This window comes from Nocardioides sp. CER19 (assembly GCF_029846275.1).
GTDB lineage: Bacteria > Actinomycetota > Actinomycetes > Propionibacteriales > Nocardioidaceae > Nocardioides.
The window spans coordinates 335,995-360,027 of sequence record NZ_JARVWS010000002.1; the positions used below are offsets into that span (position 1 = coordinate 335,995).

Here is a 24,033-nt window from a genome sequence, read left to right on the forward strand (position 1 = left end):
AGTCGATGACCGGAGCGCTCGGCGAGGCCTACGCCGCCTGCGAGCAGATCACCCGCACCGAGGCCGGGAACTTCTACTACGGCATCCGGCTGCTGCCGCCGGAGAAGCGCAGCGCCCTCTGCGCCGTCTACGCCCTCGCCCGGCGCATCGACGACATCGGGGACGGCGACCTGCCGCGCGCGGAGAAGGTGACCGAGCTGGACCGGGTGCGTGCCGACCTCGCCGCGCTCTCGGCCGGCCACCGCGGGAGCGACCCGGTCCTGGTCGCGCTCGCGGATGCGGCCGAGCGCTACCCGATCCCCCTCGATGCGTTCGGCGAGCTCGTCGACGGCGTCGTCATGGACCTGGGCGACGTCAGGGTCAAGGACGTCGACGAGCTGATCGGCTACTGCCGCCATGTCGCCGGTTCGATCGGCCGGCTCTGCCTGTCGATCTTCGGCGCGCAACGGTCCGACCCCCGGCTGGAGCTCTTCGCCGACCAGCTCGGCATCGCCCTGCAGCAGACCAACATCCTGCGCGACGTCCGCGAGGACCTCGGCAACGGTCGCGTCTACCTGCCGGCCGACGAGCTCCAGCGCTTCGGCGTCGAGCTGCGGACCGACGCCGCCGGGGACCTCGACGACCCCGAGGGTCACCTCGCGGGCTACCTGCGGCACGCGGCCGCCCGGGCCGACGATTGGTACGCGCTCGGGCTGCGCCTGGTGCCGCACCTCGACCGCCGCAGCGCCGCGTGCTGCCGGGCGATGGCGGGCATCTACCGGCACCTCAACCGCGTCATCGGAGCCGACCCGGTCCAGGTCTACGACAAGCGGCTGCGGCTCTCGACCGCACACAAGGCAGGCGTCGCGCTGGCGTCGCTGGCGGGGGTGCGCGGATGACGGCCGCGGGGGCGAGCCGGGAGCAGCCGCGGGTCGCCGTCGTCGGTGGTGGGCTGGCGGGGATCACGGCGGCGCTCCTGCTGGCGGACGCGGGGCACCGGGTCGTGCTGCACGAGGCACGCCCGCGGCTCGGCGGCCTCACCCACTCGTTCCGCCGCGACGGGCCCGGGGGAACGATGTGGGTCGACAACGGCCAGCACGTCTTCCTGCGCTGCTGCACGTCCTACCGTGCGCTCCTCGACCGGCTCGGCAGCACGGGCGGGACGATCCTGCAGCCGCGGCTCGACGTCGTCGTGCGCAGCGAGACGCGGCCCGCGGTCGGCCGGCTGCGGCGGACGGGCCTCCCGGCACCCTTGCACCTCGCCGCGACGCTGGCCCGCTACCGCTGGCTCACGCCCGGAGACCGCGCCCGGGTCGTCCCGGCCGCTCTCGCGCTCGGCAGGGTCGACCGTGAGGACCCGGCGACCGACGAGGTGTCCTTCGGGGACTGGCTCACCCGCCATGGCCAGTCCCCGAAGGCTGTGGAGGCGGTCTGGGACCTGATCGGCGTCGCCACGCTCAACGCACCCGCCGAGCGGGCCAGCCTCGCGCTGGCCGCGACCGTCTTCCAGCTCGGGCTGCTCGACCGGGCCGACGCCGCCGACATCGGCTGGGCCGACGTACCGCTCCAGCTGCTGCACGGCGACGCCGCCCAGCGTGCGCTCGCCGAGGTGGGGGTGGAGGTGCGGCTCGGTGCGCGGATCGCCGACCTCGACGGGCTCCACGCGGCCGCGGACCACGTCGTCCTCGCCGTCCCGCCGACCGAGGCGCAGCGGCTGGCCGGGGCCGCCGTGATCGCGCCCGACGACTGGGCCGCCGAGCTCGGCAGCAGTCCCATCGTCAACCTCCACCTCGTCGTGGACCGGCCGGTGCTGGAGCACGACTTCGTCGCGGCGGTCGACGGGCCGCTGCAGTGGGTCTTCGACCGGACCGCGCCCTCGGGGCTCGCGACGGGCCAGTACCTCGCCGTCTCGCTCTCGGCCGCCGACGCCTTGATCGACGTCCCCGTGGCGGAGCTGAAGAGCCGGTTCTGGCCACACCTCGTCGGCCTGCTGCCCGGGCTCACCCGCGCCGAGGTCATCGACTTCTTCGTGACCCGCGAGCGGCACGCGACGTTCCGTCCCGCCCCGGGCAGCGCCCGGTTCCGGCCGGGCACCCGCACGCACCGGCCGGACCTGCACCTGGCCGGCGCCTACACCGCCACCGGCTGGCCGGCGACGATGGAGGGTGCGGTCCGCAGCGGCGAGGCCGCAGCCGGCGCGGTGCTCAGCCAGACCCCCAGGAGGGCTGCCGCATGACCGTGACCGTGGAATCTCTGGGACGCTACCGGGAGCTGTTCGAGCCGGGCCTGCGCGCTGCCGTCGATCGGCTCGACCCGCTCACCCGCCGGGTGGTCGCCTACCACCTCGGGTGGTGCGACCCCGAGGGTCGGCCGGTCGACGCCAACCCCGGCAAGGCGGTACGGCCCACGTTGGCGCTGCTCGTCGCCGAGGCGCTGACCGGGGCGCCGGCCGCGGCGGCGCCGGGCGCCGTGGCGGTCGAGCTGGTCCACAACTTCTCGCTCGTCCACGACGACCTCATGGACCGCGACGCCGAGCGTCGGCACCGTCCGACCGTCTGGGCGCTGTGGGGCGACTCCACCGCGGTGCTCGCCGGCGACGCGATGCTGTCGCTCGCGCACGAGGTGCTGACGGAGTCGGAGTCGCCGTACGCCGGTGCCGCCGGGCGCGCCCTGGCCGCGGCGACCCGCGAGCTCATCCGCGGCCAGGTGGAGGACCTCGCGTTCGAGGCCCGCGACGACGTGACGCTCGCGGAGTGCGAGGCGATGGCCGCCGGCAAGACCGGCGCGCTGCTCGGCGTGAGCGCCGCCATCGGCGCGATCCTCGCCGGTGCAGGCCCGAGCACCGTCGAGGCGTTCGACACCTTCGGCCGGGACGTCGGCCTGGCCTTCCAGCTCGTCGACGACCTGCTCGGCATCTGGGGCGCGCCCGAGCGGACCGGAAAACCCGTGCACTCCGACCTCGCGGCCCGCAAGAAGACGCTCCCCGTCGCCTGGTCCTTGACGCGCGGCGGCCGGGCGGGGGAGGACCTCCGGGACTGGTTCGCGACCGCGGTCGAGCCGGGCGAGGCGTCGCTGCGCGAGGCGGCCGACCTCGTCGAGGCGGCGGGCGGGCGGGCCTGGGCGCAGCGCTGCGCCCAGGAGCGCGTGCGCCGCGCCCTGGCCGCTCTCGAGCCGCTCGACCTGCCCGCCGAGAACCACCAGACCCTCGCCGACCTGGCGCGCTTCGTGACGGAGAGGACGACATGACCGCGAACCCGCACGCCCCCGAGCCGGTGCTCATCGCGAGCACGCTCCCGGTTCCTCCCCCCTCCGGCGCACCGGACACCGCCGCCGCCCGCGCCACGCTCGACGCGGCGGTCGTCCACCTCCGCTCGCTCCAGCACCCTGACGGCTGGTGGAAGGGCGACCTGGCCACCAACGTGACGATGGACGCCGAGGACCTGATGCTGCGGACGTTCCTCCGCGTCGCCACGCCGGAGACCACCGAGCAGACGGCCCGCTGGATCCGCTCGCAACAACGGTCCGACGGGACATGGGCGCTCTACCCCGGCGGACCGGGTGACCTCTCCACGACCGTCGAGGCGTGGGTGGCGCTCCGCATCGCCGGTGACCCCGCTGAGTCCGTCCACCTGCAGAAGGCGGCCGCCTACATCCGCGACAGCGGCGGGCTCGAGAGCGCGCGCGTCTTCACCCACCTGTGGCTCGCGCTCTTCGGCCTGTGGCGCTGGGACGACTGCCCCACGCTGCCCCCGGAGCTGATCCTGCTGCCCAAGCGGGCGCCGCTCAACATCTACAACTGGGGGTGCTGGGCCAGGCAGACCATCGTGCCGCTCACCATCGTCAGCTCGCGGCGGCCGGTCCGGCAGGTCGGCATCCGCGTCGACGAGCTGCGAAGCGGCGCCGAACCGCCGCGGACCGACCCGCTGTGGACGCTCGCCGGAGGCTTCCAGCGACTCGACCGCGGGCTGCGCGCCTTCGGCAAGCTGCTGCCCAGCAGCCGCAACCCGGTGCGGAGGATCGCCGAGCGGCAGGCGGCCGAGTGGATCCTGGCCCGGCAGGAGGCAGACGGCGGCTGGGGCGGCATCCAGCCACCGTGGGTCTACTCCCTGTTGGCCCTCCACGTGCTGGGCTACCCGGTCGACCACCCCGCCATGGCGGCCGGGATCCGGGGTCTCGACGGCTTCACCGTGCACGCCGAGACCGACGAGGGCCCGGTCCGCTGGCTCGAGGCCTGCCAGTCTCCGGTGTGGGACACGGGACTGGCCGTGACCGCGCTGCTCGAGGCGGGCGTCCCCGGCGACGACCCCGCCGTGCTCACCGCAGCCGGCTGGCTCCTCGACGAGCAGATCACCGCGGGCGGGGACTGGCAGGTCCGCCGCCCCGAGCTCCCCTCCGGCGGTTGGGCGTTCGAGTTCGCCAACGACGCCTATCCCGACACCGACGACACGGCCGAGATCGTGATGGCGCTGCGACGCGTCCGCCACCCCGACTGCGAGCGACTCAACAAGGCGGTCGACCGGGCCATCGCCTGGACGGTGGGCATGCAGTCCGCCGACGGCGGCTGGGGCGCCTTCGACGCGGACAACACGCACGAGCTGCCGCTCGCCCTGCCGTTCTGCGACTTCGGCGCCGTCATCGACCCGCCGTCCGCCGACGTCACCGCGCACGTCGTCGAGATGATGGCCACCGCCGGGCTGGTCGATCGGCCCGAGTGCCGCCGCGGCGTCGCGTGGCTGCTCGACGCCCAGGAGCCCGACGGCTCCTGGTTCGGCCGCTGGGGCGCCCACCACGTCTACGGCACCGGAGCCGTCGTACCCGCACTGGTGGCCGCGGGCATCCCCGCGCACGACCCCCACGTCCGCTGGGCCACCGAGTGGCTGCGCCGGCACCAGAACGACGACGGCGGCTGGGGCGAGGACCTCCGGTCCTACGACGACCCCGACTGGGTCGGCCGCGGGGAGTCGACCCCGTCGCAGACCGCGTGGGCGCTGCTCGCCCTGCTGGCGGCCGGCGACTCACCCGACGCGGTCGAGCGCGGCATCCGGTACCTGGTCAGCACCCAGCTGCCCGACGGGTCGTGGGCGGAGGAGCTCTACACCGGGACCGGCTTCCCGGGTGACTTCTACATCGGCTACGGGCTCTACCGGCAGGTCTTCCCGCTCTGGGCGCTGGGCCGCTACCTCGCCGGTCGCGCCGACTCCGGTGGAGGCGAGCGCCCGTGAGCTCCGGTCGCGTGCTCACCCCGCTGCGCAGCGAGTGGCTGGCGGTGTCCCGGCTGCTGTCCCAGCCGGCGATCAGGTCGGGGCGGTCGCGGGGCGCCAGCTCCGACGGCCCGGTGCTGGTCGCGGGCGTGGCGGGCGCGCTGGCGCCGGAGCTGCGCGCGGGCGACTTCGTCGTCGCGTCGGCCGTGCTCACGCCATCGGGGGAGCGCACCGACCTCCCCGTCGCCCCGCTCCTCGCCGGGGCGCTGCGCCGGGCCGGCCTCGACGCCCACATCGGGCCGGTCGTCACGACCGAGCGCATCGTCGACGACCCGGCCGGGCGCGCCCTGCTCGCCGAGAGCGGTGCGGTGGCGGTCGACACCGAGTCTGCCCTGCTGGTCGCGGGTGCCCCGACCGGCCAGGCGGCCGTCGTACGCGCCATCGTGGACACGCCCGAGGCGCGGCTGCTCCGCCCCGGCATGCTCGTGCGCGGTGTCGGGGCACTGGCCGCGCTGCGCCGAGCGGCGCCGGTGCTCGACGCCTGGCAGCGCGCCACCGGCCCGCGGGAGGTCGTGCTCGCCTCGCCGCGATCGTTCTGCGCGGGGGTCGAGCGCGCGATCGAGATCGTCGACCGCTCGCTCGAGCGGTTCGGCAGCCCGGTCTACGTCCGTCGCCAGATCGTGCACAACCGCCACGTGGTGGCGGCGCTGGAGGGCAAGGGCGCGGTCTTCGTCGACGAGGTCGAGGAGGTCCCCGAGGGCGCGACGGTGGTCCTCGCCGCGCACGGCGTCGCACCGACCGTCCGCCGCGACGCGGTCGACCGGGGGCTCCAGGTGGTGGACGCGACCTGCCCGCTGGTGAGCAAGGTGCACACCGAGGTGCGGCGCTTCGCCGGCCAGGGCTACACGGTCTTCCTCATCGGGCACGCCGACCACGAGGAGGTCGTCGGGACGCTGGGCGAGTCGCCGGAGCACGTCGTGGTCGTCAGCGACGCGGAGGCGGCGCGGACGGTCCGCGCCGCCGACCCCGACAAGGTCTCCTACGTCATGCAGACGACGCTGGCCGTCGAGGACGCCGAGCGGACGGCGGCCGTCCTCCGCGAGCGCTTCCCCGCTCTGCGCGCGCCGCGCAGGGACGACATCTGCTACGCCACGAGCAACCGCCAGGACGCCGTACGCGAGGTCGCCCGCGGCGCCGACGTGGTCATCGTGCTCGGTTCGACGAACTCGTCGAACTCCCAGCGGCTCGTCGAGGTCGCGGCGGCCGAGGGTACGCCGGCCCACCTGGTCGACGACCTCGCCGAGGTCGAGCTCTCCTGGCTGGCCGGCACCCGCCGCGTCGGCCTCACCGCCGGGGCCTCCGCGCCGCCGCGGCTGGTCGACGAGGTCGTCGCCGGGCTCTCCGGCCTGGGCCACGTCGAGGTCAGGGAGGCGCACGTCGCCTCCGAGAACGTGCGTTTCACGCTGCCCCGCGAGGTGGGCTGAGGGAAAGGATCTTCCATGTCGATGCCGTTGCGACAGTCGCTGCAGGTCGGTGCCTACCTGGCCAAGCAGAAGCTCCAGGGGAAGGAGAAGTTCCCGATCCTCGTCGAGCTCGAGCCGCTGTTCGCCTGCAACCTCAAGTGCGCGGGGTGCGGGAAGATCCAGCACCCGGCGTCGGTCCTCAAGCAGCGGATGCCGGTGGAGCAGGCGGTCGGGGCCGTCGTGGAGTCGGGGGCGCCGATGGTCTCCATCGCGGGCGGCGAGCCGCTCATGCACCCGCAGGTCGACGAGATCGTCCGGCAGCTGCTCGACCTCGGGAAGGTGGTGTTCCTGTGCACCAACGCGGTGCTGATGCCCAAGCACCTGCACCGCTTCCAGCCGCACCGGAACTTCTCGTGGATGGTCCACATCGACGGGCTGCGCGAGCGCCACGACGCCTCGGTCAGCAAGGACGGCGTCTTCGACCAGGCCGTGGCGGCCATCAAGCTGGCCCAGTCGCAGGGCTTCCGGGTGATGACCAACACGACGTTCTTCGACGTCGACACGCCCCAGGACGTCATCGAGGTGCTCGACTACCTCAACGACCAGCTGAAGGTCGACAACATGCAGATCTCGCCGGGCTTCGCCTACGAGAAGGCGCCCGACCAGGAGCACTGGCTGGGCCCCGAGGACACCCGGGCGCTGTTCGCCACGGCGTTCGCCGACGGTCGTCGGAAGAAGTGGCGGCTCAACCACTCGCCGCTGTTCCTCGACTTCCTCGAGGGCAAGGTCGACTTCGAGTGCACCGCGTGGGCCATCCCGTCGTACTCGCTCAAGGGGTGGCAGAGGCCGTGCTACCTCATGGAGGACGGCTACGCGTCGAGCTACCAGGAGCTGCTCGACGAGACCGACTGGGACAAGTACGGCCGCGGCAAGGACCCGCGCTGCGCCAACTGCATGGCGCACTGCGGCTACGAGCCGACCGCCGTCGTCGCCACCATGAGCTCGCTGCGGGAGACGATGCGCGCCGCAGTCGCTTCCTGAGCTCCGCGAAATGGCCGCTGCCCGGCACCGCGAGCGGTGCCGGGCAGCGGTCGATCCTTCGGCTCAGGGAGCCACCGGCTGGCCGGTGAGCTTCTTGAACGTGTAGGCCGTACCGATCGTCGCGACTGGGAAGGTCACGAGCAGGCCGACGAAGCAGAAGCAGACGCCGACGATGGTGACGACGAACGCGACGATCGCCCACACCAGCGCCGTCCCGAGGTTGCGGCGGACGAGGTCCACGCTGGCCTTCATCGAGTCGACCGGGGAGAGGTTCCTGTCGAGCAGGAAGTAGGTCGCGAAGTAGAGGAAGAGCAGTGCGACCAGCCCGGGGATGATGCAGAGCAGGAAGCCGACGGCCTCGATGATCGCGGTCAGGATGGCGAGGATGAGGACCGGCCCGAAGGGGATCCGGCGGAAGATCGGTCCGACCTCGATCGTGCGGCCCTCGGTGAGGTCGAGCGCGGCACGTACGACGGCCGCGCCCAGGATCGCCTGGACGAAGGCGCTCAGCAGGCTCGAGATCGCGCTGCTCGTCTGCTGGGCCCAGAGGCCGCCGCCGTCGCTGATCGACCGGTCGATGATCGCGCCGATGACGCCGAACACGGCGATGCCGAGCCAGACGATGAGCGCGAGCACCAGGATCGGCCCGAGGTTCTGCGTGAACTTCCGCCAGCCGTAGCCGAGCGCGCCGCCGATGCTCCACTCATCGCCGGCGAGCCCGTAGCCGCCTCCGGGCGGGGGCGGCGGGGCGCCGTACGGGCCTCCCGGCGGAGGCGTGCCGTAGCCGCCCGGCGGCGGGGGCGGCGTGCCGTAGCCGTAGTCCGGCCCGGACGGCGGGGGCGTTCCGTAGTCGGGCCCCGACGGCGGCGGGTTGCCGTAGTCGGGCCCCGAGGGCGGCGGGTTCGAGCCGGGGGTACCGGTCGGCTCGTCCGGCGGTGTGGTGGACATCGTGTGGCCTTCCCTGTCGTGGGGCGGCCCCGAACTGCCGCGCCCGCGGTGATGGCGAGCAACGTATCGTTCCCGGCCGCCGTCGAACAGGTTCGAGGGGTTGTCGCCGGCTCGTGTCGCCGGGCGACAATGACCGGGTGACCAACCTGGAGACGCGGCCCGCGGAGATCACCTGCGAGGACCGGGAGCACGGTCGGCTCGAGGTCATCGAGCCGCGCGACGTACCGCTCGGCGGCCCGCGGGCGATGAACGTACGACGCACGCTGCCGTCCCGCGAGCGGTCCCTGATCGGCGCCTGGTGCTTCCTCGACCACTACGGGCCCGACGACGTCTCGGTCACCGGCGGGATGAAGGTGCCGCCGCACCCGCACACCGGCCTGCAGACGGTGTCGTGGCTGTTCACCGGCGAGATCGAGCACCGTGACTCCGCCGGCAACCACGCGATGGTCGTGCCCGGCGAGGTCAACCTGATGACCGGCGGTCACGGGATCAGCCACTCCGAGATCTCCACCGACGCGGTCCCGATCCTGCACGGCGCGCAGCTGTGGGTGGCGCTTCCGGAGGAGCACCGCGACACCGCGCCAGGCTTCGTCCACCACGTCCCGACGCCGGTCACCGGACCCGGCTGGACGGTCCGGGTGTTTCTCGGCTCGCTGCTCGGCGACACGTCGCCGGTGCCGACCTACACCCCGCTGCTCGGCGCCGAGATCCTGCTCGAGCCCGGGACGTCCCTGACCGTGCCGGTCGACGCGTCCTTCGAGCACGGCGTGCTCGTCGACGCCGGCGGGGTCGCGCTGGCCGGTGACGGTCCGACGGGGGAGGTGTCGACGCTCGTCGCGACGGACCACCTCGTGTATGCCCCGCCCGGCTCGACGTCGATGACCCTCGAGGCGGGCGGTACGTGGACGCGGCTGCTGCTGCTCGGCGGGCCGCCGTTCGGCGAGGCGATCGTCATGTGGTGGAACTTCATCGGCCGCAGCCACGAGGACGTCGTCGGCTACCGCGACGCGTGGCAGCGGGCGATCACCGACGGCTCCGGCGCCGTGGTCACCGACTCGCAGCTGGTCTCGGAGTCACGCTTCGGCGTCGTGGTCGGCGACCACCTGCCGCCGATCCCCGCCCCGCCGCTGCCGGGGGTGCGGCTGCGGTCGCGGCAGTAGCTGTCACGGTCACATGCGCCGGCCGGTTGTGACGGCGATCACTCCGACCCGTTGCATTCAGCGCCTCGTCTTCTTACTGTTCCAGTGACCAGAAGATCGATTCCACGATGCGAAAACTCGGGGTGGAGCGATGCACGTTCCCAAGGGCGTCGAGATCAGGGGACCGCTGGGCGAGCGCTTCGACGAGGTGCTGACTCCCCAGGCCCTGGAGCTGGTGGCGCTGCTGCACCGACAGCTCGAGGGTCGCCGCGAGCACCTGCTGGCGCGACGCGGGGAGCGGGTACGCGAGTTCGCGGAGGGCGGCACCCTCGACTTCCTGCCGGACACCCGGGTGATCCGCGAGGACGACTCGTGGCGGGTCGCGTCGCCGGCGCCCGGCCTGGTCGACCGGCGGGTGGAGATCACCGGGCCGACCGAGCGGAAGATGACGATCAACGCGCTCAACAGCGGCGCGAAGGTCTGGCTGGCCGACCACGAGGACGCCAACACCCCGCTGTGGGAGAACGTCGTCCAGGGCCAGCTCAACCTCCTGGACGCGGTCCGGGGCACGATCACCCACACGGACCCGGGGAGCGGCAAGCACTACGCGGTCACGGCCGCCGACCAGCCGACGATCGTCGTACGGCCTCGAGGCTGGCACCTCCCGGAGAAGCACCTGCTCGTGGACGGTACGCGGACCAGCGGCGGCCTCGTCGACTACGCGCTCTACCTCGTGACGTGCGGGCGGCTGCAGCTCGACCGGGGCAGCGGGCCCTACTTCTACCTGCCCAAGATGGAGTCCCACCTCGAGGCGAGGCTGTGGAACGACGCCTTCAACATCGGCCAGGACTTCCTCGGCATCCCGCGCGGCACGATCCGCGCCACCGTCCTCATCGAGACCTACCCTGCGGCGTTCGAGATGGAGGAGATCCTCTACGAGCTGCGGGACCACTCGGCGGGCCTCAACGCCGGGCGGTGGGACTACATGTTCAGCGTCATCAAGTCCTTCCGCACCCGCGGGCGCGAGTTCATGCTGCCGGACCGCAACAGCGTGACGATGACCGTGCCGTTCATGCGGGCCTACACCGAGCTGCTCGTGCGGACCTGCCACCGGCGCGGCGCCCACGCGATCGGCGGGATGGCCGCGTTCATCCCGAGCAAGGACCCCGCGGTCAACGAGAACGCCTTCACGAAGCTGAAGGAGGACAAGACCCGCGAGGCGGGCGACGGGTTCGACGGGTCGTGGGTCGCCCACCCGGGCATGGTCGAGGCGTGCCGGGAGGTCTTCGACAAGGTCCTCGGCAAGAAGCCCAACCAGCTCGACCGGCTCCGTGGCGACGTCCACGTCACCGCCGACCAGCTGCTCGACGTGAGGTCGACGCCCGGTGAGATCACCGAGCAGGGGCTGCGCAGCAACATCAGCGTGGGGATCCAGTACATCGAGTCCTGGCTGCGCGGCATGGGCGCCGTCGGCATCAACAACCTCATGGAGGACGCCGCGACCGCCGAGATCTCCCGCAGCCAGGTCTGGCAGTGGCTCCACAACGGCGTCGTCCTCTCCAACGGCCACCAGGTGACCCGAGACCTGGTCGAGCGCCTCATCCAGGAGGAGATGGGCCGCATCGCCGAGCGGACCGACATCACGCAGGGCCGCTGGGCCGACGCCCGCGCCATGTTCACCGAGATCTCGCTGGCCGACGACTACGCCGAGTTCCTCACCCTTCCCGCCTACGAGCGCATGCCATGACACCCCTGGAGCAGCTCACCGCGTCGGCGCGTGACCTCCTGCCACCCGAAGCGGTCATCACCGACGCGGCCCGGCTGCGCACCTACGAGTGCGACGGGCTGGCGCACTACCGCGTCACGCCGGGGCTGGTGGTCATCCCGCGGGACAAGCACCAGCTGGCCGCGATCGTCCGGTGCTGTGCCGAGCTCGGGGTCCCGTACGTCGCCCGCGGCGCCGGCACCGGGCTCTCGGGTGGTGCCCTGCCCCATGCGGAGGGCGTCCTCGTGGTGACGTCGAAGATGCGGACGATCCGCGAGGTCAGGCCCGAGGACCAGCGCGCCGTCGTCGAGCCCGGCGTCATCAACCTCGACGTGACCCGGGCGGCGACGCCGTACGGCTACTACTACGCGCCCGACCCGTCCTCCCAGCTGGTCTGCTCGATCGGGGGCAACGTCGCGGAGAACTCCGGCGGGGCGCACTGCCTCAAGTACGGCTTCACCACCAACCACGTCACCGGCGTCGAGATGGTCACGCCCGACGGCGACCTGGTGCGGCTCGGCGGCGACGCGCCCGACACGCCCGGCTACGACCTGCTCGGCGCGGTGGTCGGCTCGGAGGGCACCCTCGGCGTCGTCACCGAGGTGACCGTCCGGCTCACCCGGCTTCCGGAGCACGTGGTCACGGTGCTGGCCGGCTTCGACTCCACCGACCGCGCGGGCGGCGCGGTCTCGGCGATCATCGCGGCCGGGATCGTGCCCGCCGCGATCGAGATGATGGACGCGCTGGCGATCGAGGCCGCCGAGGCGGCGGTGCAGTGCCACTACCCGCCGGGCGCCGGAGCGGTGCTGGTCATCGAGCTCGACGGGTCGCGGGCCGAGGTCGAGGCCGAGTACGACGACGTCGTACGGCTCTGCCGCGGCAACGATGCCTTCGAGGTCCGCACGGCGACCGACGCCGCCGAGCGGGCCCTGATCTGGAAGGGCCGCAAGTCGGCGTTCGCGGCCGTCGGCCGGATCAGCCCTGACTACATCGTCCAGGACGGGGTCATCCCGCGCACGGCGCTGCCGGAGGTGCTGCGGCGCATCGCCGAGCTGGCGGAGAGCTCCGGCGAGTCGGGAGTACGCGTCGCCAACGTCTTCCACGCCGGCGACGGCAACCTGCACCCGCTCGTGCTCTTCGACGACACCGTCCACGGCGCCGGTGAGGCGGCCGAGGAGGTGAGCCGGGCGATCCTCGACCTCTGCATCGAGCATGGCGGCTCGATCACCGGCGAGCACGGTGTCGGCGCCGACAAGGCGGCCCACATGCCGAAGATGTTCGGTCCCGACGACCTCGACACCATGCAGCTGGTCCGCTGCGCCTTCGACCCGGCCCACGTCTCCAACCCCGGCAAGGTCTTCCCGACCCCGCGGCTGTGCGGCGAGGCGCCGGGCCGACGCAAGGGCGCTCACCCGCTGCAGGAGGCCGGCCTGGCGGAGGTGTTCTGAGTGGTGCCGGACAGCGTCGATGGTCGAGTGGCGAGCGCCAGCGAGCGTATCGGGACCACCGCCTCGATCGACGGCGTCGCCGCCGGGACCGTCGTCGCACCGACCAGCACCGACGAGGTCGCCGCCGTGCTCCGGGAGGCGGCGGCCGAGCAGCAGACCGTCGTCGTCCAGGGCGCCGGCACGAAGCTGACCTGGGGGCTACCGCCGCGCTCCGCCGACGTGCTGCTCGACCTGTCCGGCCTCGACCAGGTGGTGGAGCACGCCGCCGGCGACCTCATCGCGACCGCTCAGGCCGGGACGCCGCTCACGGTGCTCCAGGCGCACGTCGGCGGTGCCGGCCAGCGCCTGCTGCTCGACGAGACCGTCCCGGGCACGACGGTCGGTGGCGCGCTGGCCACCAACGCCAGCGGGCCGCGGCGCCTGGTCGCCGGCACCGTGCGGGACCTGCTCATCGGCGTCACGTTCGTCCGGGCCGACGGCGTCGTCGCGCGGGCAGGCGGCAAGGTCGTCAAGAACGTCGCCGGCTACGACGTCGGCAAGCTGCTCGTCGGCTCCTTCGGCACCCTCGCCGTGGTGACCGAGGCGACGTTCCGGCTGCACCCCGTGCCCCCGGCCACCCGGTGGCTGACCGCCCACGTCGCGTCGCCGGCCGACGCCCAGCGGCTGGTGCAGTCGATCCTCGGCGCCCAGGTCGTGCCGGCCGCGATCGGCGTCGCGTTCTCGCCGGCCGGCGCGTCGCTCAGCCTCCTCCTCGAGGGCCGGGCCGACGGCGTGGACGCCCGCGTCGAGGCGGCCCGCGAGCTGCTCCCCGGCTCCGCGGTCTCCGACACCGGACCGGACGGCTGGGGCACCTACCCGTGGGACCTCTCCGCCACCGGCGACGACCGGGCGGTCGCCCTCAAGCTCACGTTCCGGCTCTCCGGCCTGGCCGACGTACTCGCGGCGACCGACGGGTTCCGGGTCACCGGATCCGCCGGTGCGGGCGTGCTCTACGCCGCGGTGCCCGGCGAGGACCCGGCCTGGGTGGCCGCCACGGTCGCCCGGCTGCGGGCCGTCTGCGCCGGCCACGGCGGCAGCGTCGTCGTCGTGGACGCCCCGGCCGCCGTCAAGCAGGCCGTCGACGTCTGGGGACCCGTGCCGGGCCTGGACCTGATGCGCCGTGTCAAGGACGAGTTCGACCCCGACCACCGGCTCGCACCCGGACGATTCGTGGGAGGCATCTGACGTGTCTCGTCACCTCTCGCCTACTGCGCGGCGTCCAGCACGCACGCTGGCCGCGTTGTCGTCGGTCGCCGTGGCTCCGCCACGGCTCCCTCCACCGCCTCGCCAGCGCACGCGCTGGACGCCGCTCGCGACGGCGACAAGCAAGGAGACACGCTGATGGCTCAGCTCGGCGAGACCGGATCGATCACCGCGCAGTCGTCCTACGGCCCGGGCGCGTTCGACGCCCACCGTCCGCCCGACGAGGCGCTGCTCGGCGACTGCGTGCACTGCGGGTTCTGCCTGCCGACCTGCCCGACCTACGTGCTGTGGGGCGAGGAGATGGACAGCCCGCGCGGGCGGCTCTACCTCATGAAGGAGGGGCTCGAAGGCGCCTCGATGAGCGACTCGATGGTCGAGCACTGGGACAACTGCCTCGGCTGCATGTCCTGCGTGACCGCCTGCCCGTCCGGCGTCCGCTACGACACGCTCATCGAGCAGACCCGCGCCCAGGTCGAGCGGAACCACCGTCGCTCCCGCTCCGAGAAGGCGCTCCGCGGGCTGATCTTCGCGCTGTTCCCGCACCCGGAGCGGCTCCGGCTGCTGCGCGGCCCGCTGCGCACGCTCCAGCGCACCGGCCTCGACCGCGCCCTGCGGCGTACCGGCCTGCTCGAGCGGATGGCGCCGCACCTGGCAGCGATGGAGCGTCTCACGCCGCCGCTGTCGAAGGCCGAGCGACTGCCGCTGCGCATCCCGGCGGCCGGCACCCGTCGCGCGACCGTCGGCCTCATCACCGGCTGCGTCCAGGGTGCCTTCTTCCCCGAGGTCAACGCCGCCACGGCCCGCGTCCTCGCGGCCGAGGGGTGCGACGTCGTGATCCCGCCCGGGCAGTCGTGCTGCGGCGCGCTGTCGGTCCACAACGGCCGCGAGGCGGAGGCGCAGCGACTCGCCCGGCGCACCATCGACACGTTCGAGGAGGCCGAGGTCGACGTCGTGGTCATCAACGCCGCCGGCTGCGGCTCGACGCTGAAGGACTACGCCCGGCTGCTCGCCGACGACACCGGCCCGCACGGGTACGCCGACCGGGCCCGCCGCTTCCAGGAGAAGGTCCGCGACATCGCCGAGCTGCTCGCCGAGCTCGGGTCGGTCGCCGAGCGGCACCCGCTGCCGGTCACGGTGGCCTACCACGACGCCTGCCACCTCGCGCACGCCCAGGGGATCCGCGAGCAGCCGCGCCGGCTGTTGGCCGGCGTCCCGGAGCTGGAGGTGCGCGAGATCGCCGAGGCCGAGCTGTGCTGCGGCTCGGCCGGCATCTACAACATCCTGCGCCCCGAGGCCTCCCGTGAGCTCGGGGAGCGGAAGGCGGCGAACATCGTCGCCACCGGCGCCGAGGTCCTGGTCACCGCCAACCCCGGCTGCCTGCTGCAGGTCACGTCCGCGCTCTCCCGGCCAGGGGCGGAGCCCGGTCACCCGATGGGCATGGCCCACCTCGTCGAGGTGCTCGACGCCTCGATCCGGGGCCTCGCTCCCGACCGGCTCACGCAGGCCAGGTCGACCACCTAGAACCCCCGCACCAGCTCGGGAGTGACGCCATGTTCCAGCAAGTACTCGACCCCGTCGGTGGCTCTCTTGCCCTCAGCGCCCTCTGCGGCGCGCTACCCCTCCTCGCCCTGTTCCTGCTGCTCGGCGGGCTGCGCATGAAGGCGTGGCAGGCCGGGCTGCTGTCCCTGCTGGTGGCGCTCGTGGTCGCCGTGTGGGCCTTCGACATGCCGGTGGACCAGGCCCTGCTCGCCGGGACCGAGGGCGCCGCGTTCGGCTTCTTCCCGATCCTCTGGATCGTGCTCAACGCCATCTGGGTCTACAACCTCACGGTCGCCACCGGTCACTTCGACGTGCTGCGCCGGTCGTTCGCGACGGTCAGCCCCGACCAGCGGATCCAGGCGATCATCATCGCCTTCTGCTTCGGTGCGCTGCTCGAGGCGCTGGCCGGGTTCGGGACACCGGTGGCGATCACCGTCGTCATGCTGATGGCGCTCGGGTTCCAGCCCCTGAAGGCGGCCGCGGTCGCCCTCATCGCCAACACCGCGCCGGTCGCGTTCGGTGCGCTCGCCACACCCATCACCACGCTCGCCACCGTGTCCTCGGGCGCGAGCAACGACCCCCGCCTCGACGTCGACACGATCGGCGCGATGGTGGGCCGCCAGACGCCGATCCTGTCGCTGGTGGTGCCGCTCATCCTCGTCGCGGTGGTCGACGGGCACCGCGGCGTACGCCAGACCTGGCTGCCCGCCGTGGTCTGCGGCGTCGCGTTCGGACTGGCCCAGTTCGTCGGCGCCAACTACATCTCGGTGCAGCTGGCCGACATCCTCGCGTCGCTCTTCTCGGCGCTCGCCGTCGTCGTGCTGCTGCGCGGCTGGCAGCCGCAGGAGACGATCACCGCTGACACCACCGCGGACGGCGGCCCGGCGGCCGACGTCGAGGACGCGGGCGGCGCGACCGGCGGCACGACGCCGGCGACCACGCCCTCCGCCGGCGGCACCCGGACGAGGGTGACCCCCGGGACCGGCACCAGCATGCCGCCCCTCGACACCCGCGCTGACGTCGTCCGCGCCTACGCGCCCTACGTCGTCATCATCGTGCTCTTCTCGATCGCCAACATCACCGCCGTCAAGGACAGGCTGGCTGAGAAGCCGTGGACCACGACCTTCCACTGGCCGAGCCTCGACGTCCTCAACACCCACGGCGAGCCGGTGTCGACGACGACGTTCAACCTCAACTGGCTGCCCGCCGCCGGCACCCTCATGATCATCGCCGGCATCATCACCGCCGTGATCCTGCGGGTGTCGCCGGCCGTCGCGGCCAAGGCCTACGTCAAGACGTACGTCGACCTGCGTCTCGCGATCGTCACCGTGATGGCCGTCCTGGCGCTGGCCTACGTGATGAACCTGTCCGGCCAGACCGCGTCCCTCGGCGCCTGGCTCGCCGGCGCCGGAGGCGCCTTCGCGATCATCTCCCCGCTGCTGGGCTGGATCGGCGTCGCCGTCACCGGCTCCGACACGTCGTCGAACGCGCTCTTCGGGGGACTCCAGGTGCAGACGGCGGCCAAGGCCGGACTCGACCCGCTGCTCATGGCGGCCGCGAACTCCTCCGGCGGTGTGCTCGGCAAGATGATCAGCCCGCAGAACCTCGCGATCGCCGCCGCCGCCGTCGGCCTGGCGGGCCGCGAGGGCGACATCTTCAGGAAGGTGTTCGGCTGGAGCATCGTCATGGTGGCGTTCATGTGCGTGCTCGTCGCGCTGCAGGCGACGGCCGTGCTCGACTGGATGGTCCCCTAGGTGCCGAGCGTCCCGGGCGGGGTGCAGTCGGTCGACCGGTCGCTCGACCTGCTCGACGCGCTCGTCGCGGCCGACCGCCCGCTCGGGATCGCCGAGCTGGTCGACCTCTGCGCGCTGCCGCAGGGCACGGTCCACCGGCTCCTCCAGGCGCTCCAGAGGCGCGGCTACGTGCGTCGTACCCCCGCCCGCAAGTACGCCCTCGGCACCGGCTCGCTCCGGCTGGCCGACGCCGCCCAGCGTGCGCTCGTGCGGTCGGCGCGGCCGGTCCTCACCGAACTGGTCAGGATGTCGGGAGAGACCGCCAACCTCGCGGTGCTCGAGGGCGACGAGGTCGTCTACGTCGCCCAGGTCGCCTCGCCCCACACGCTCCGCATGTTCGCCGAGGTCGGCCGGCACGTACCCCCGCACTCGACCGCCGTGGGCAAGGTCCTGCTCGCCGCGATGCCGCCCGACCGGGCGGCGGGCGTGGTCCGACGCTCGGGTCTCGCCCGGCGTACGCCGACGACGATCACCGAACGGGCGGCGTTCCTCGCCGAGCTCGACCGGGTCCGCGCTCAGGGCTACGCCGTCGACGAGCAGGAGCACGAGACCGGCGTCCGCTGCGTCGCCGTCCCCGTCGGTCCCGGAGACCGCGTCGTCGCTGCCGTGTCCGTCTCAGGTCCCGCCGACCGCTTCGCCGGCGCCGCGACCGAGGGGTTGGTCGAGGCGATGTGCCGGGCGGGTGAGGAGCTCGGGGCGGGGTGACGGGTCCTCGCGCGTGTTCGTCGAGGTATGCAGGGAAATGCGCACTGCCCGTGCGGAACTCCGCACGGGCAGTGACGATTCGGCTGCATACCTCGATGAACAGCCAGCGGGCGCGCTCACCCCAGCGCCGCAGCCTCCGCGGCCAGCCGGGTGACGGCGTCCCAGTCACCGGCGTCGAGCGCGGCCTTGGGCGTGAGCCAGCTGCCGCCGACGCAACCGACGTTGGGCAGCGCGAGGTAGTCGGGCGCGGACGCGGCACGGATGCCGCCGGTGGGGCAGAACCGAGCGGACGGGACGACGGTCGGCAGCGAGCCGAGGTACGCCGTCCCGCCGGATGGCTCGGCAGGGAAGAACTTCATCTGCGTGACGCCGTACTCCAGCACCGCGATGACCTCGGACACGGTGGCCGTGCCGGGCAGGAACGGCAGCTCGGTGTCGAGCATGGCGTCCATCAGCCGCGGCGTGGCGCCGGGGGAGACGAGGAAGGTCGCGCCGGCGTCCTTGGCCGCCTTGGCCAGGTCGGGCGTGGTGACGGTGCCGGCGCCGACGGCGATCTCCGGGACCTCGGCCGCGATGGCGCGGATCGCGTCGAGCGCGACCGGGGTGCGCAGGGTGAGCTCGATGACCGGCAGCCCGCCGGCGACGAGCGCCCGGGCGACCGGGACGGCCTGGTCGACGGACTCGACGACGACGACCGGGACGACGGGGGCGAGCGACAGCAGGTCAGGCGTGGACAACAGACAGCTCCTCGGGGGCGGGGGTGACGGGGGCGAAGACAGAGGCGCCAGTGTCCGCCGAGCCGACCGATGCACGGAAGGCGGCGAACAGCTCGCGGCCGGTGCCCGCCCACTCCTCGCCGATCGGGGCGCGGCCGGTGGCCTCGCGGGCGTCGAACTCGGCGGGGTCGACGTCGATGGTCAGCGTGCCGGCGACGGCGTCGACGGTGATCACGTCACCGTCGCGCACCCGCGCCAGCGGGCCGCCGAGCGCCGCCTCCGGCGTCACGTGGATCGCGGCCGGCACCTTGCCGGAGGCACCGGACATGCGGCCGTCGGTGACGATCGCGACGCGGTGACCGCGGTCCTGCAGGACGCCGAGGGCGGGGGTCAGCTTGTGCAGCTCGGGCATGCCGTTGGCCGCCGGGCCCTGGTAGCGGATGACGGCGACGAGGTCGTGGTCGAAGCGGCCGTCGGCGAACGCCTCGAGGAAGTGCGCCTGGTCGTCGAAGACCATCGCGGGCGCCGTGACGACCTGGTTCTCGGGCTTGACCGCCGAGGTCTTGATCACCGACGTGCCGAGCGGGCCGTGCAGCACCCGCAGGCCGCCATCGGCCGAGAACGGGTCGGTCGCCGGACGCAGCACGTCGAGGTCACCCGACGCGGTCGGCCCCTCGACCCACGCGATCCCGGCCGCCTCGGGAGCCGACCCGAGACCGTCGGCCGCCAGGCGGGGCTCCTGCGTGTAGCGCGACAGGCCCGGCCCGACGATGGTCTGCACGTCCTCGTGCAGGAGGCCGGCGGCCAGCAGCGTGCGGATGAGGAAGCCGATGCCGCCGGCGGCGTGGAAGTGGTTCACGTCGGCCTGGCCGTTGGGGTAGACCCGGGCCAGCAGCGGTACGACGGCGGACAGGTCCGACAGGTCCTCCCAGGTGAGCTGGATGCCGGCCGCGCGGGCGATCGCGACCAGGTGCAGCGTGTGGTTGGTCGACCCGCCGCTGGCGAGCAGCGCGACGCAGGCGTTGACGATCGCCCGCTCGTCGACGATGTCGCCGATGCCGAGTCCCTTGCCGGCCAGCTCGGTGACCCGGGCCGCGGCGGCGCGGGTCAGCGCCTCACGCAGCTCGCCGGTCGGGGGCGTGAACGACGCGCCCGGCAGGTGCAGGCCGAGGACCTCCATGAGGAGCTGGTTGGAGTTCGCGGTGCCGTAGAACGTACAGGTGCCGACGGAGTGGTAGGACGCCGACTCGGCGGCGAGCAGCTCCTCACGGCCGACCTTGCCCTCGGCGTAGAGCTGGCGCACCCGGGCCTTCTCGCCGTTCGGCAGGCCCGACGCCATCGGGCCGGCTGGCACGAACACGGTCGGCAGGTGGCCGAAGGACAGCGAGCCGATGAGCAGCCCGGGCACGATCTTGTCGCAGACCCCGAGCATGAGGGCGCCGTCGAACATGTCGTGGGAGAGCGCGATCGCCGCGGACATCGCGATGACGTCGCGCGAGAACAGCGAGAGCTGCATGCCGTCGCGGCCCTGGGTGATGCCGTCGCACATGGCCGGCACGCCGCCGGCGACCTGCGCGATGCCGCCGGCGCGGAGCACCGCCTTCTTGAGGACCGGCGGGTAGTCGGCGTACGGCGCGTGCGCGGAGAGCATGTCGTTGTAGCTCGTCACGATCGCGAGGTTGGGCTTGGCGGCGGGGCCGACGACCTGGAGCTCGGCCTTCGACTCCGGCTCGGCGCCGGCGAAGCCGTGGGCGAGGTTGGCGCAGGCGAGCCGGCCACGGGCCGGGCCCTGCGCGGCGGCCGCGCGCAGCCGGGCGACGTACGCCGCCCGGGTGGACGCGCTCCGCGCGGCGATGCGCGCGGTGACGGATGCGATGGTGGGGTTCACAGGTGGTCCTCCTGCCAGGAGCGGCCGTCCCGCTCGATGAGGGTGATCGCGGTGGTGGGGCCGGCGGAGCCCGCGGCGTACCGCTTGGGCGGCAGCCCGGTCTCCGCCCAGTGCTCGATGATCGGGGCGCACCACGCCCACGCGGCCTCGACCTCGTCGCGGCGCATGAACAGGGTCGGGTTGCCCTTGACGACGTCCATGAGCAGCCGCTCGTAGGCGTCGGGGGAGCGCTGGCTGAAGGCCGACGCGAAGTTGAGGTCGAGGGAGACCGGCTTGAGGCGGTAGCCGCCCGGGCCCGGCTCCTTGGCGGTCAGGTGCAGGCGCATGCCCTCGTCGGGCTGGACCTGGATGTGCAGCCGGTTGGGCGCGGTGACGCCGGTGCGGTGCGGGAACACGTCGTGCGGCGGCTCCTTGAAGACGATCACGATCTCCGAGGAGCGCCGGTCCATCCGCTTGCCCGTGCGCAGGTAGAACGGGACGCCCGCCCAGCGCCAGTTCTGCACCTCGACCTTGAGCGCGACGAACGTCTCGGTCAGGCTGACCTCGCTGGTCGAGTAGCCCTCGTGAGGAGCGAGCGAGGGCGTCTCGAGACCCACCTCCTCGTCGTACGACGACACCTGCCGCCCCTCGACGAGGCCGCTGCCGTAGCGACCCCGGACCGTGTCCCGGTCGATCTCGGCAGGAGTCATCGGCTTGAGGGCTTGGAGCACCTTGAGCTTCTCGTCGCGGACGTCCTCGCGGCCGACCTCGATCGGCGGCTCCATGGCGACCAGGCAGAGCAGCTGGAGCAGGTGGTTCTGCACCATGTCGCGCAGCGCGCCGGCCTGCTCGTAGTAGCCGACCCGCTCGCCGACGCCGACCGTCTCGGCGACGGTGATCTGGACATGGTCGATCCAGTGGCTGTTCCACAGCGGCTCGAGCAGCGTGTTGGCGAACCGCGTGACCAGCAGGTTCTGCACGCTCTCCTTGCCGAGGTAGTGGTCGATGCGGAAGATCTGCGCCTCGTCGAAGACCTCGCCGACGACGGCGTTGATCGCGCGCGCCGAGGCGAGGTCGTGGCCGATCGGCTTCTCGAGCACGACGCGGGCGGGCGCGGCGGTCATGCCGCCCTCGTCCAAGCCGCGGCAGATCGGGCCGAACAGGGTCGGCGCGACCGCCAGGTAGTAGACGCGCACCGTGGCGTCGACGTGCGGACGGTCCTTGAGCACGCCGTAGAGCCGGTGCCAGTCGGATCCGTCCTGGATGTCGAGCCGCACGTGGTGCAGGCGGCCGAGCAGGCGCTCGGCGGTGTCGTCGTCGAGGTCGCCGACGTGCTCGAGGAGCGCGTCGTGGACGGTCGCCCGGTAGGCGTCGTCGTCCAGGTCCGCGAGGGAGACGCCGATGATGCGGGTGTCGTCGGGCAGGTGCCCCTCGAGGTCGGACTGGTAGAGCGCGGGCAGCAGCTTGCCGAGCGCGAGGTTGCCGGTGCCACCGAAGACGGTGAAGTCACACCGCTCGGGCATCACGGGCACGCCGGGCTGGGCCGCGCCGGCGGCGGAAGCATGGGGCATGTGAGAACGGTGACAGGTATTTTGGATCGATACAAGCAGAACTTAGGTATTGGCGCGGCAAAAGTTCTGCCTTAGCATCCTCTGTCATGTCCGAGCTCGCCGCCCCGTCCGGCTCCACGCTCCCCACCGCCGGCGACCTCCTCGACCTGGTCCGCAGCGGCCGAGCCGTCACCCGCAGCGACCTGCAACGGCTCACCGGCCTCTCCCGCACCGCCGTCGCCGCCCGCGTCGCGGCGCTCGCCGACGCCGGCTTCGTCGTGCACGGCGATGAGTCGGTGTCCACCGGCGGGCGCCCGCCCGGAACGCTGCAGTTCAACGCCGACGCGGGCGTGGTGCTCGCCGTCGCCATCGGCCGTTCGCGCAGCCAGCTCGCCGTCTTCGACCTCGAGGGCCGTGAGCTCGCCGGCGACACCAGCGACCACGAGGTCGGCGCCGGAGCGCCCACCCTGATGCCCCAGATGATCGACCGGCTGCACGCCATGCTCGAGGGGCTGCCGACGCCGCCGATCATCGGCGTGGGCGTGAGCCTGCCCGGAGTCGTCGACCCGGTGCGCCTGGTCAGCGTCGACTCCCCGGTCATGGGCCGCTGGGACGGCGTCGAGCTGGCGCCGTACTTCCGGGAGATCACCGACGCCCCCGTCTTCCTCGCCAACGACGCCGACGTACTCGCGCGCGCCGAGATGTTCGGCGGCAGCCCGCACCGCGACCTGCTCGTGGTCAAGGCCTCCACCGGCCTCGGCCTCGGCGTCGTCGCCGACGGCCGGGTGCTGACCGGCCACCTCGGCGCGGCCGGCGAGATCGGGCACACCCGTACCGAGGCCAACGACCTGCCCTGCCGCTGTGGCGGCAGCGGCTGCCTCGAGACCATCGCCGGCGGCTGGGCGCTGGTGAACACGTTCAACGACTCCGGTCGCCAGGCCGGCCACATCCGCGACCTCGTCGCCTTCGCCCTCGCCGGCGACGCCGTCGCCCGCAAGCTGCTGCGCGAGTCGGGGCGCCGGCTCGGCGAGGTGCTCGCCGTGGCCATCAACCTGCTCAACCCCGAGGCCGTCGTGATCGGCGGCGACATGGGCCAGGCGTTCGAGGTGTACGCCGCCGGCGTACGCGAGTCCGTCTACGCCCGCTCCACCGCGCTGGCCACCCGCGACCTGCAGTTCCTGCCCTCGGCGCAGGGCGACTCCGCCGGCCTGGTGGGCTGTGCGGCGCTCGCGATCGACCACGTCCTGGCCCCCACCGCCGTCGACGCGCGCCTCGCCGACGCCGCCGACGACCGGCACGTCCCCGCCTGACCCCCACATCCGGGTTCTTGCCCGTCGAGATTGGGGGTCTTGCCCGTCGAGATCCGGCTTGTTGCCCGTCGACATCCGGCTTGTTGCCCGACGAGATCGTGGTTCCCGTCCATCGAGCCAGCGAGGTAGCGCCTGAGGGCGACAACCCCAATCTCGAGGGGCAAGAACGCCAATCTCGAGGGGGCAGGAACCCCGATCTCGAGGGGCAAGAACGCCAATCTCGAGGGGGCAGGAACCCCGATCTCGACGGGCAAGAACCCCGATCTCGAGGGGCGGCAACCCGGGATTCGACCGGCATGCGCCGTCATGTAGGGAGGACGGCCGCTA

General features: G+C 73.0%; 18 protein-coding genes. 14 read left to right on the top strand and 4 right to left on the bottom strand.

Translation table 11 applies throughout. The annotated features are described in order from the left end of the window. The first annotated feature begins 5 nt into the window (after positions 1 to 5). Genes hpnD through hpnH form a run of 6 tightly spaced genes read left to right on the top strand, consistent with a single transcriptional unit; the run spans position 6 to position 7,684 of the window. Positions 6 to 878, top strand: a complete 873-nt coding sequence (hpnD, locus tag QDS12_RS09975) for a presqualene diphosphate synthase HpnD (protein WP_279878840.1) — start codon at positions 6 to 8, stop codon at positions 876 to 878. Continuing rightward, on the top strand, positions 875 to 2,215 hold the full coding sequence (gene hpnE, locus QDS12_RS09980) for a hydroxysqualene dehydroxylase HpnE (protein WP_279878841.1): 1,341 nt from the start codon (positions 875 to 877) through the stop codon (positions 2,213 to 2,215). Before hpnD ends, hpnE begins: the two co-directional genes overlap by 4 nt. After that, complete coding sequence (locus QDS12_RS09985) at positions 2,212 to 3,225, top strand: polyprenyl synthetase family protein (protein WP_279878842.1); 1,014 nt, start codon at positions 2,212 to 2,214, stop codon at positions 3,223 to 3,225. The genes hpnE and QDS12_RS09985 overlap by 4 nt, the downstream gene beginning before the upstream one ends. Next, positions 3,222 to 5,201: a squalene--hopene cyclase gene (gene shc, locus QDS12_RS09990; RefSeq protein WP_279878843.1), complete on the top strand. Its 1,980-nt coding sequence runs from the start codon at positions 3,222 to 3,224 to the stop codon at positions 5,199 to 5,201. Before QDS12_RS09985 ends, shc begins: the two co-directional genes overlap by 4 nt. Then, positions 5,198 to 6,664 carry a 4-hydroxy-3-methylbut-2-enyl diphosphate reductase gene (ispH, locus tag QDS12_RS09995; protein WP_279878844.1) on the top strand — a complete coding sequence of 489 codons (1,467 nt, stop codon included), beginning with the start codon at positions 5,198 to 5,200 and terminating at the stop codon, positions 6,662 to 6,664. The genes shc and ispH overlap by 4 nt, the downstream gene beginning before the upstream one ends. A 15-nt stretch (positions 6,665 to 6,679) precedes the next feature. Then, the gene (gene hpnH, locus QDS12_RS10000) at positions 6,680 to 7,684 is read left to right on the top strand and encodes an adenosyl-hopene transferase HpnH (RefSeq protein WP_279878845.1); all 1,005 of its coding nucleotides are present in this window, start codon (positions 6,680 to 6,682) and stop codon (positions 7,682 to 7,684) included. Between the two features lie 63 nt (positions 7,685 to 7,747). Here hpnH and QDS12_RS10005 read toward each other — a convergent pair whose 3' ends face one another. Then, the gene (locus QDS12_RS10005) at positions 7,748 to 8,632 is read right to left on the bottom strand and encodes a hypothetical protein (protein ID WP_279878846.1); all 885 of its coding nucleotides are present in this window, start codon (positions 8,630 to 8,632) and stop codon (positions 7,748 to 7,750) included. A gap of 137 nt (positions 8,633 to 8,769) precedes the next feature. Between QDS12_RS10005 and QDS12_RS10010 the strand changes: the two genes are divergently transcribed. The 7 genes from QDS12_RS10010 to QDS12_RS10040 all read left to right on the top strand — a co-directional run bounded on the left by QDS12_RS10010 (position 8,770) and on the right by QDS12_RS10040 (position 18,263). Further along, positions 8,770 to 9,792, top strand: coding sequence for a pirin family protein (locus QDS12_RS10010; RefSeq protein WP_279878847.1), 1,023 nt, complete (start codon positions 8,770 to 8,772; stop codon positions 9,790 to 9,792). A 130-nt stretch (positions 9,793 to 9,922) separates the two neighbouring features. Continuing rightward, a complete protein-coding gene (gene aceB / locus QDS12_RS10015) occupies positions 9,923 to 11,518 on the top strand; it encodes a malate synthase A (RefSeq protein WP_279878848.1) in 1,596 nt (531 codons plus the stop codon). Further along, positions 11,515 to 12,984 carry an FAD-linked oxidase C-terminal domain-containing protein gene (locus tag QDS12_RS10020; protein WP_279878849.1) on the top strand — a complete coding sequence of 490 codons (1,470 nt, stop codon included), beginning with the start codon at positions 11,515 to 11,517 and terminating at the stop codon, positions 12,982 to 12,984. The genes aceB and QDS12_RS10020 overlap by 4 nt, the downstream gene beginning before the upstream one ends. Beyond that, positions 12,985 to 14,208, top strand: coding sequence for an FAD-binding oxidoreductase (locus tag QDS12_RS10025; RefSeq protein ID WP_279878850.1), 1,224 nt, complete (start codon positions 12,985 to 12,987; stop codon positions 14,206 to 14,208). A 156-nt stretch (positions 14,209 to 14,364) separates the two neighbouring features. Then, the gene (locus QDS12_RS10030; RefSeq protein ID WP_279878851.1) at positions 14,365 to 15,747 is read left to right on the top strand and encodes a heterodisulfide reductase-related iron-sulfur binding cluster; all 1,383 of its coding nucleotides are present in this window, start codon (positions 14,365 to 14,367) and stop codon (positions 15,745 to 15,747) included. A gap of 29 nt (positions 15,748 to 15,776) precedes the next feature. Beyond that, positions 15,777 to 17,519 (top strand): L-lactate permease, encoded by a 1,743-nt coding sequence (locus tag QDS12_RS10035; RefSeq protein ID WP_279878852.1) that lies wholly within the window; start codon positions 15,777 to 15,779, stop codon positions 17,517 to 17,519. Next, positions 17,520 to 18,263: an IclR family transcriptional regulator gene (locus QDS12_RS10040; RefSeq protein ID WP_279878853.1), complete on the top strand. Its 744-nt coding sequence runs from the start codon at positions 17,520 to 17,522 to the stop codon at positions 18,261 to 18,263. A gap of 116 nt (positions 18,264 to 18,379) precedes the next feature. On the opposite strand, the gene eda is transcribed toward QDS12_RS10040, so the two are convergent. Genes eda through zwf form a run of 3 tightly spaced genes read right to left on the bottom strand, consistent with a single transcriptional unit; the run spans position 18,380 to position 22,417 of the window. Continuing rightward, positions 18,380 to 19,000, bottom strand: a complete 621-nt coding sequence (gene eda / locus QDS12_RS10045) for a bifunctional 4-hydroxy-2-oxoglutarate aldolase/2-dehydro-3-deoxy-phosphogluconate aldolase (RefSeq protein ID WP_279878854.1) — start codon at positions 18,998 to 19,000, stop codon at positions 18,380 to 18,382. Further along, on the bottom strand, positions 18,987 to 20,867 hold the full coding sequence (gene edd, locus QDS12_RS10050; protein WP_279878855.1) for a phosphogluconate dehydratase: 1,881 nt from the start codon (positions 20,865 to 20,867) through the stop codon (positions 18,987 to 18,989). The genes eda and edd overlap by 14 nt, the downstream gene beginning before the upstream one ends. Continuing rightward, on the bottom strand, positions 20,864 to 22,417 hold the full coding sequence (zwf, locus tag QDS12_RS10055) for a glucose-6-phosphate dehydrogenase (RefSeq protein WP_279878856.1): 1,554 nt from the start codon (positions 22,415 to 22,417) through the stop codon (positions 20,864 to 20,866). Before zwf ends, edd begins: the two co-directional genes overlap by 4 nt. An 86-nt stretch (positions 22,418 to 22,503) precedes the next feature. Between zwf and QDS12_RS10060 the strand changes: the two genes are divergently transcribed. Further along, on the top strand, positions 22,504 to 23,706 hold the full coding sequence (locus QDS12_RS10060; protein ID WP_279878857.1) for an ROK family protein: 1,203 nt from the start codon (positions 22,504 to 22,506) through the stop codon (positions 23,704 to 23,706). Positions 23,707 to 24,033: the final 327 nt, after the last annotated feature.

Coding starts and splice junctions, on each gene's coding strand:
- hpnD (WP_279878840.1), top strand. CDS start 6: ATGACCGGAGCGCTCGGCGAGGCCTACGCCGCCTGCGAGCAGATCACC.
- hpnE (WP_279878841.1), top strand. CDS start 875: ATGACGGCCGCGGGGGCGAGCCGGGAGCAGCCGCGGGTCGCCGTCGTC.
- QDS12_RS09985 (WP_279878842.1), top strand. CDS start 2,212: ATGACCGTGACCGTGGAATCTCTGGGACGCTACCGGGAGCTGTTCGAG.
- shc (WP_279878843.1), top strand. CDS start 3,222: ATGACCGCGAACCCGCACGCCCCCGAGCCGGTGCTCATCGCGAGCACG.
- hpnH (WP_279878845.1), top strand. CDS start 6,680: ATGTCGATGCCGTTGCGACAGTCGCTGCAGGTCGGTGCCTACCTGGCC.
- QDS12_RS10005 (WP_279878846.1), bottom strand. CDS start 8,632: ATGTCCACCACACCGCCGGACGAGCCGACCGGTACCCCCGGCTCGAAC.
- aceB (WP_279878848.1), top strand. CDS start 9,923: ATGCACGTTCCCAAGGGCGTCGAGATCAGGGGACCGCTGGGCGAGCGC.
- QDS12_RS10020 (WP_279878849.1), top strand. CDS start 11,515: ATGACACCCCTGGAGCAGCTCACCGCGTCGGCGCGTGACCTCCTGCCA.
- QDS12_RS10030 (WP_279878851.1), top strand. CDS start 14,365: ATGGCTCAGCTCGGCGAGACCGGATCGATCACCGCGCAGTCGTCCTAC.
- QDS12_RS10035 (WP_279878852.1), top strand. CDS start 15,777: ATGTTCCAGCAAGTACTCGACCCCGTCGGTGGCTCTCTTGCCCTCAGC.
- zwf (WP_279878856.1), bottom strand. CDS start 22,417: ATGCCCCATGCTTCCGCCGCCGGCGCGGCCCAGCCCGGCGTGCCCGTG.
- QDS12_RS10060 (WP_279878857.1), top strand. CDS start 22,504: ATGTCCGAGCTCGCCGCCCCGTCCGGCTCCACGCTCCCCACCGCCGGC.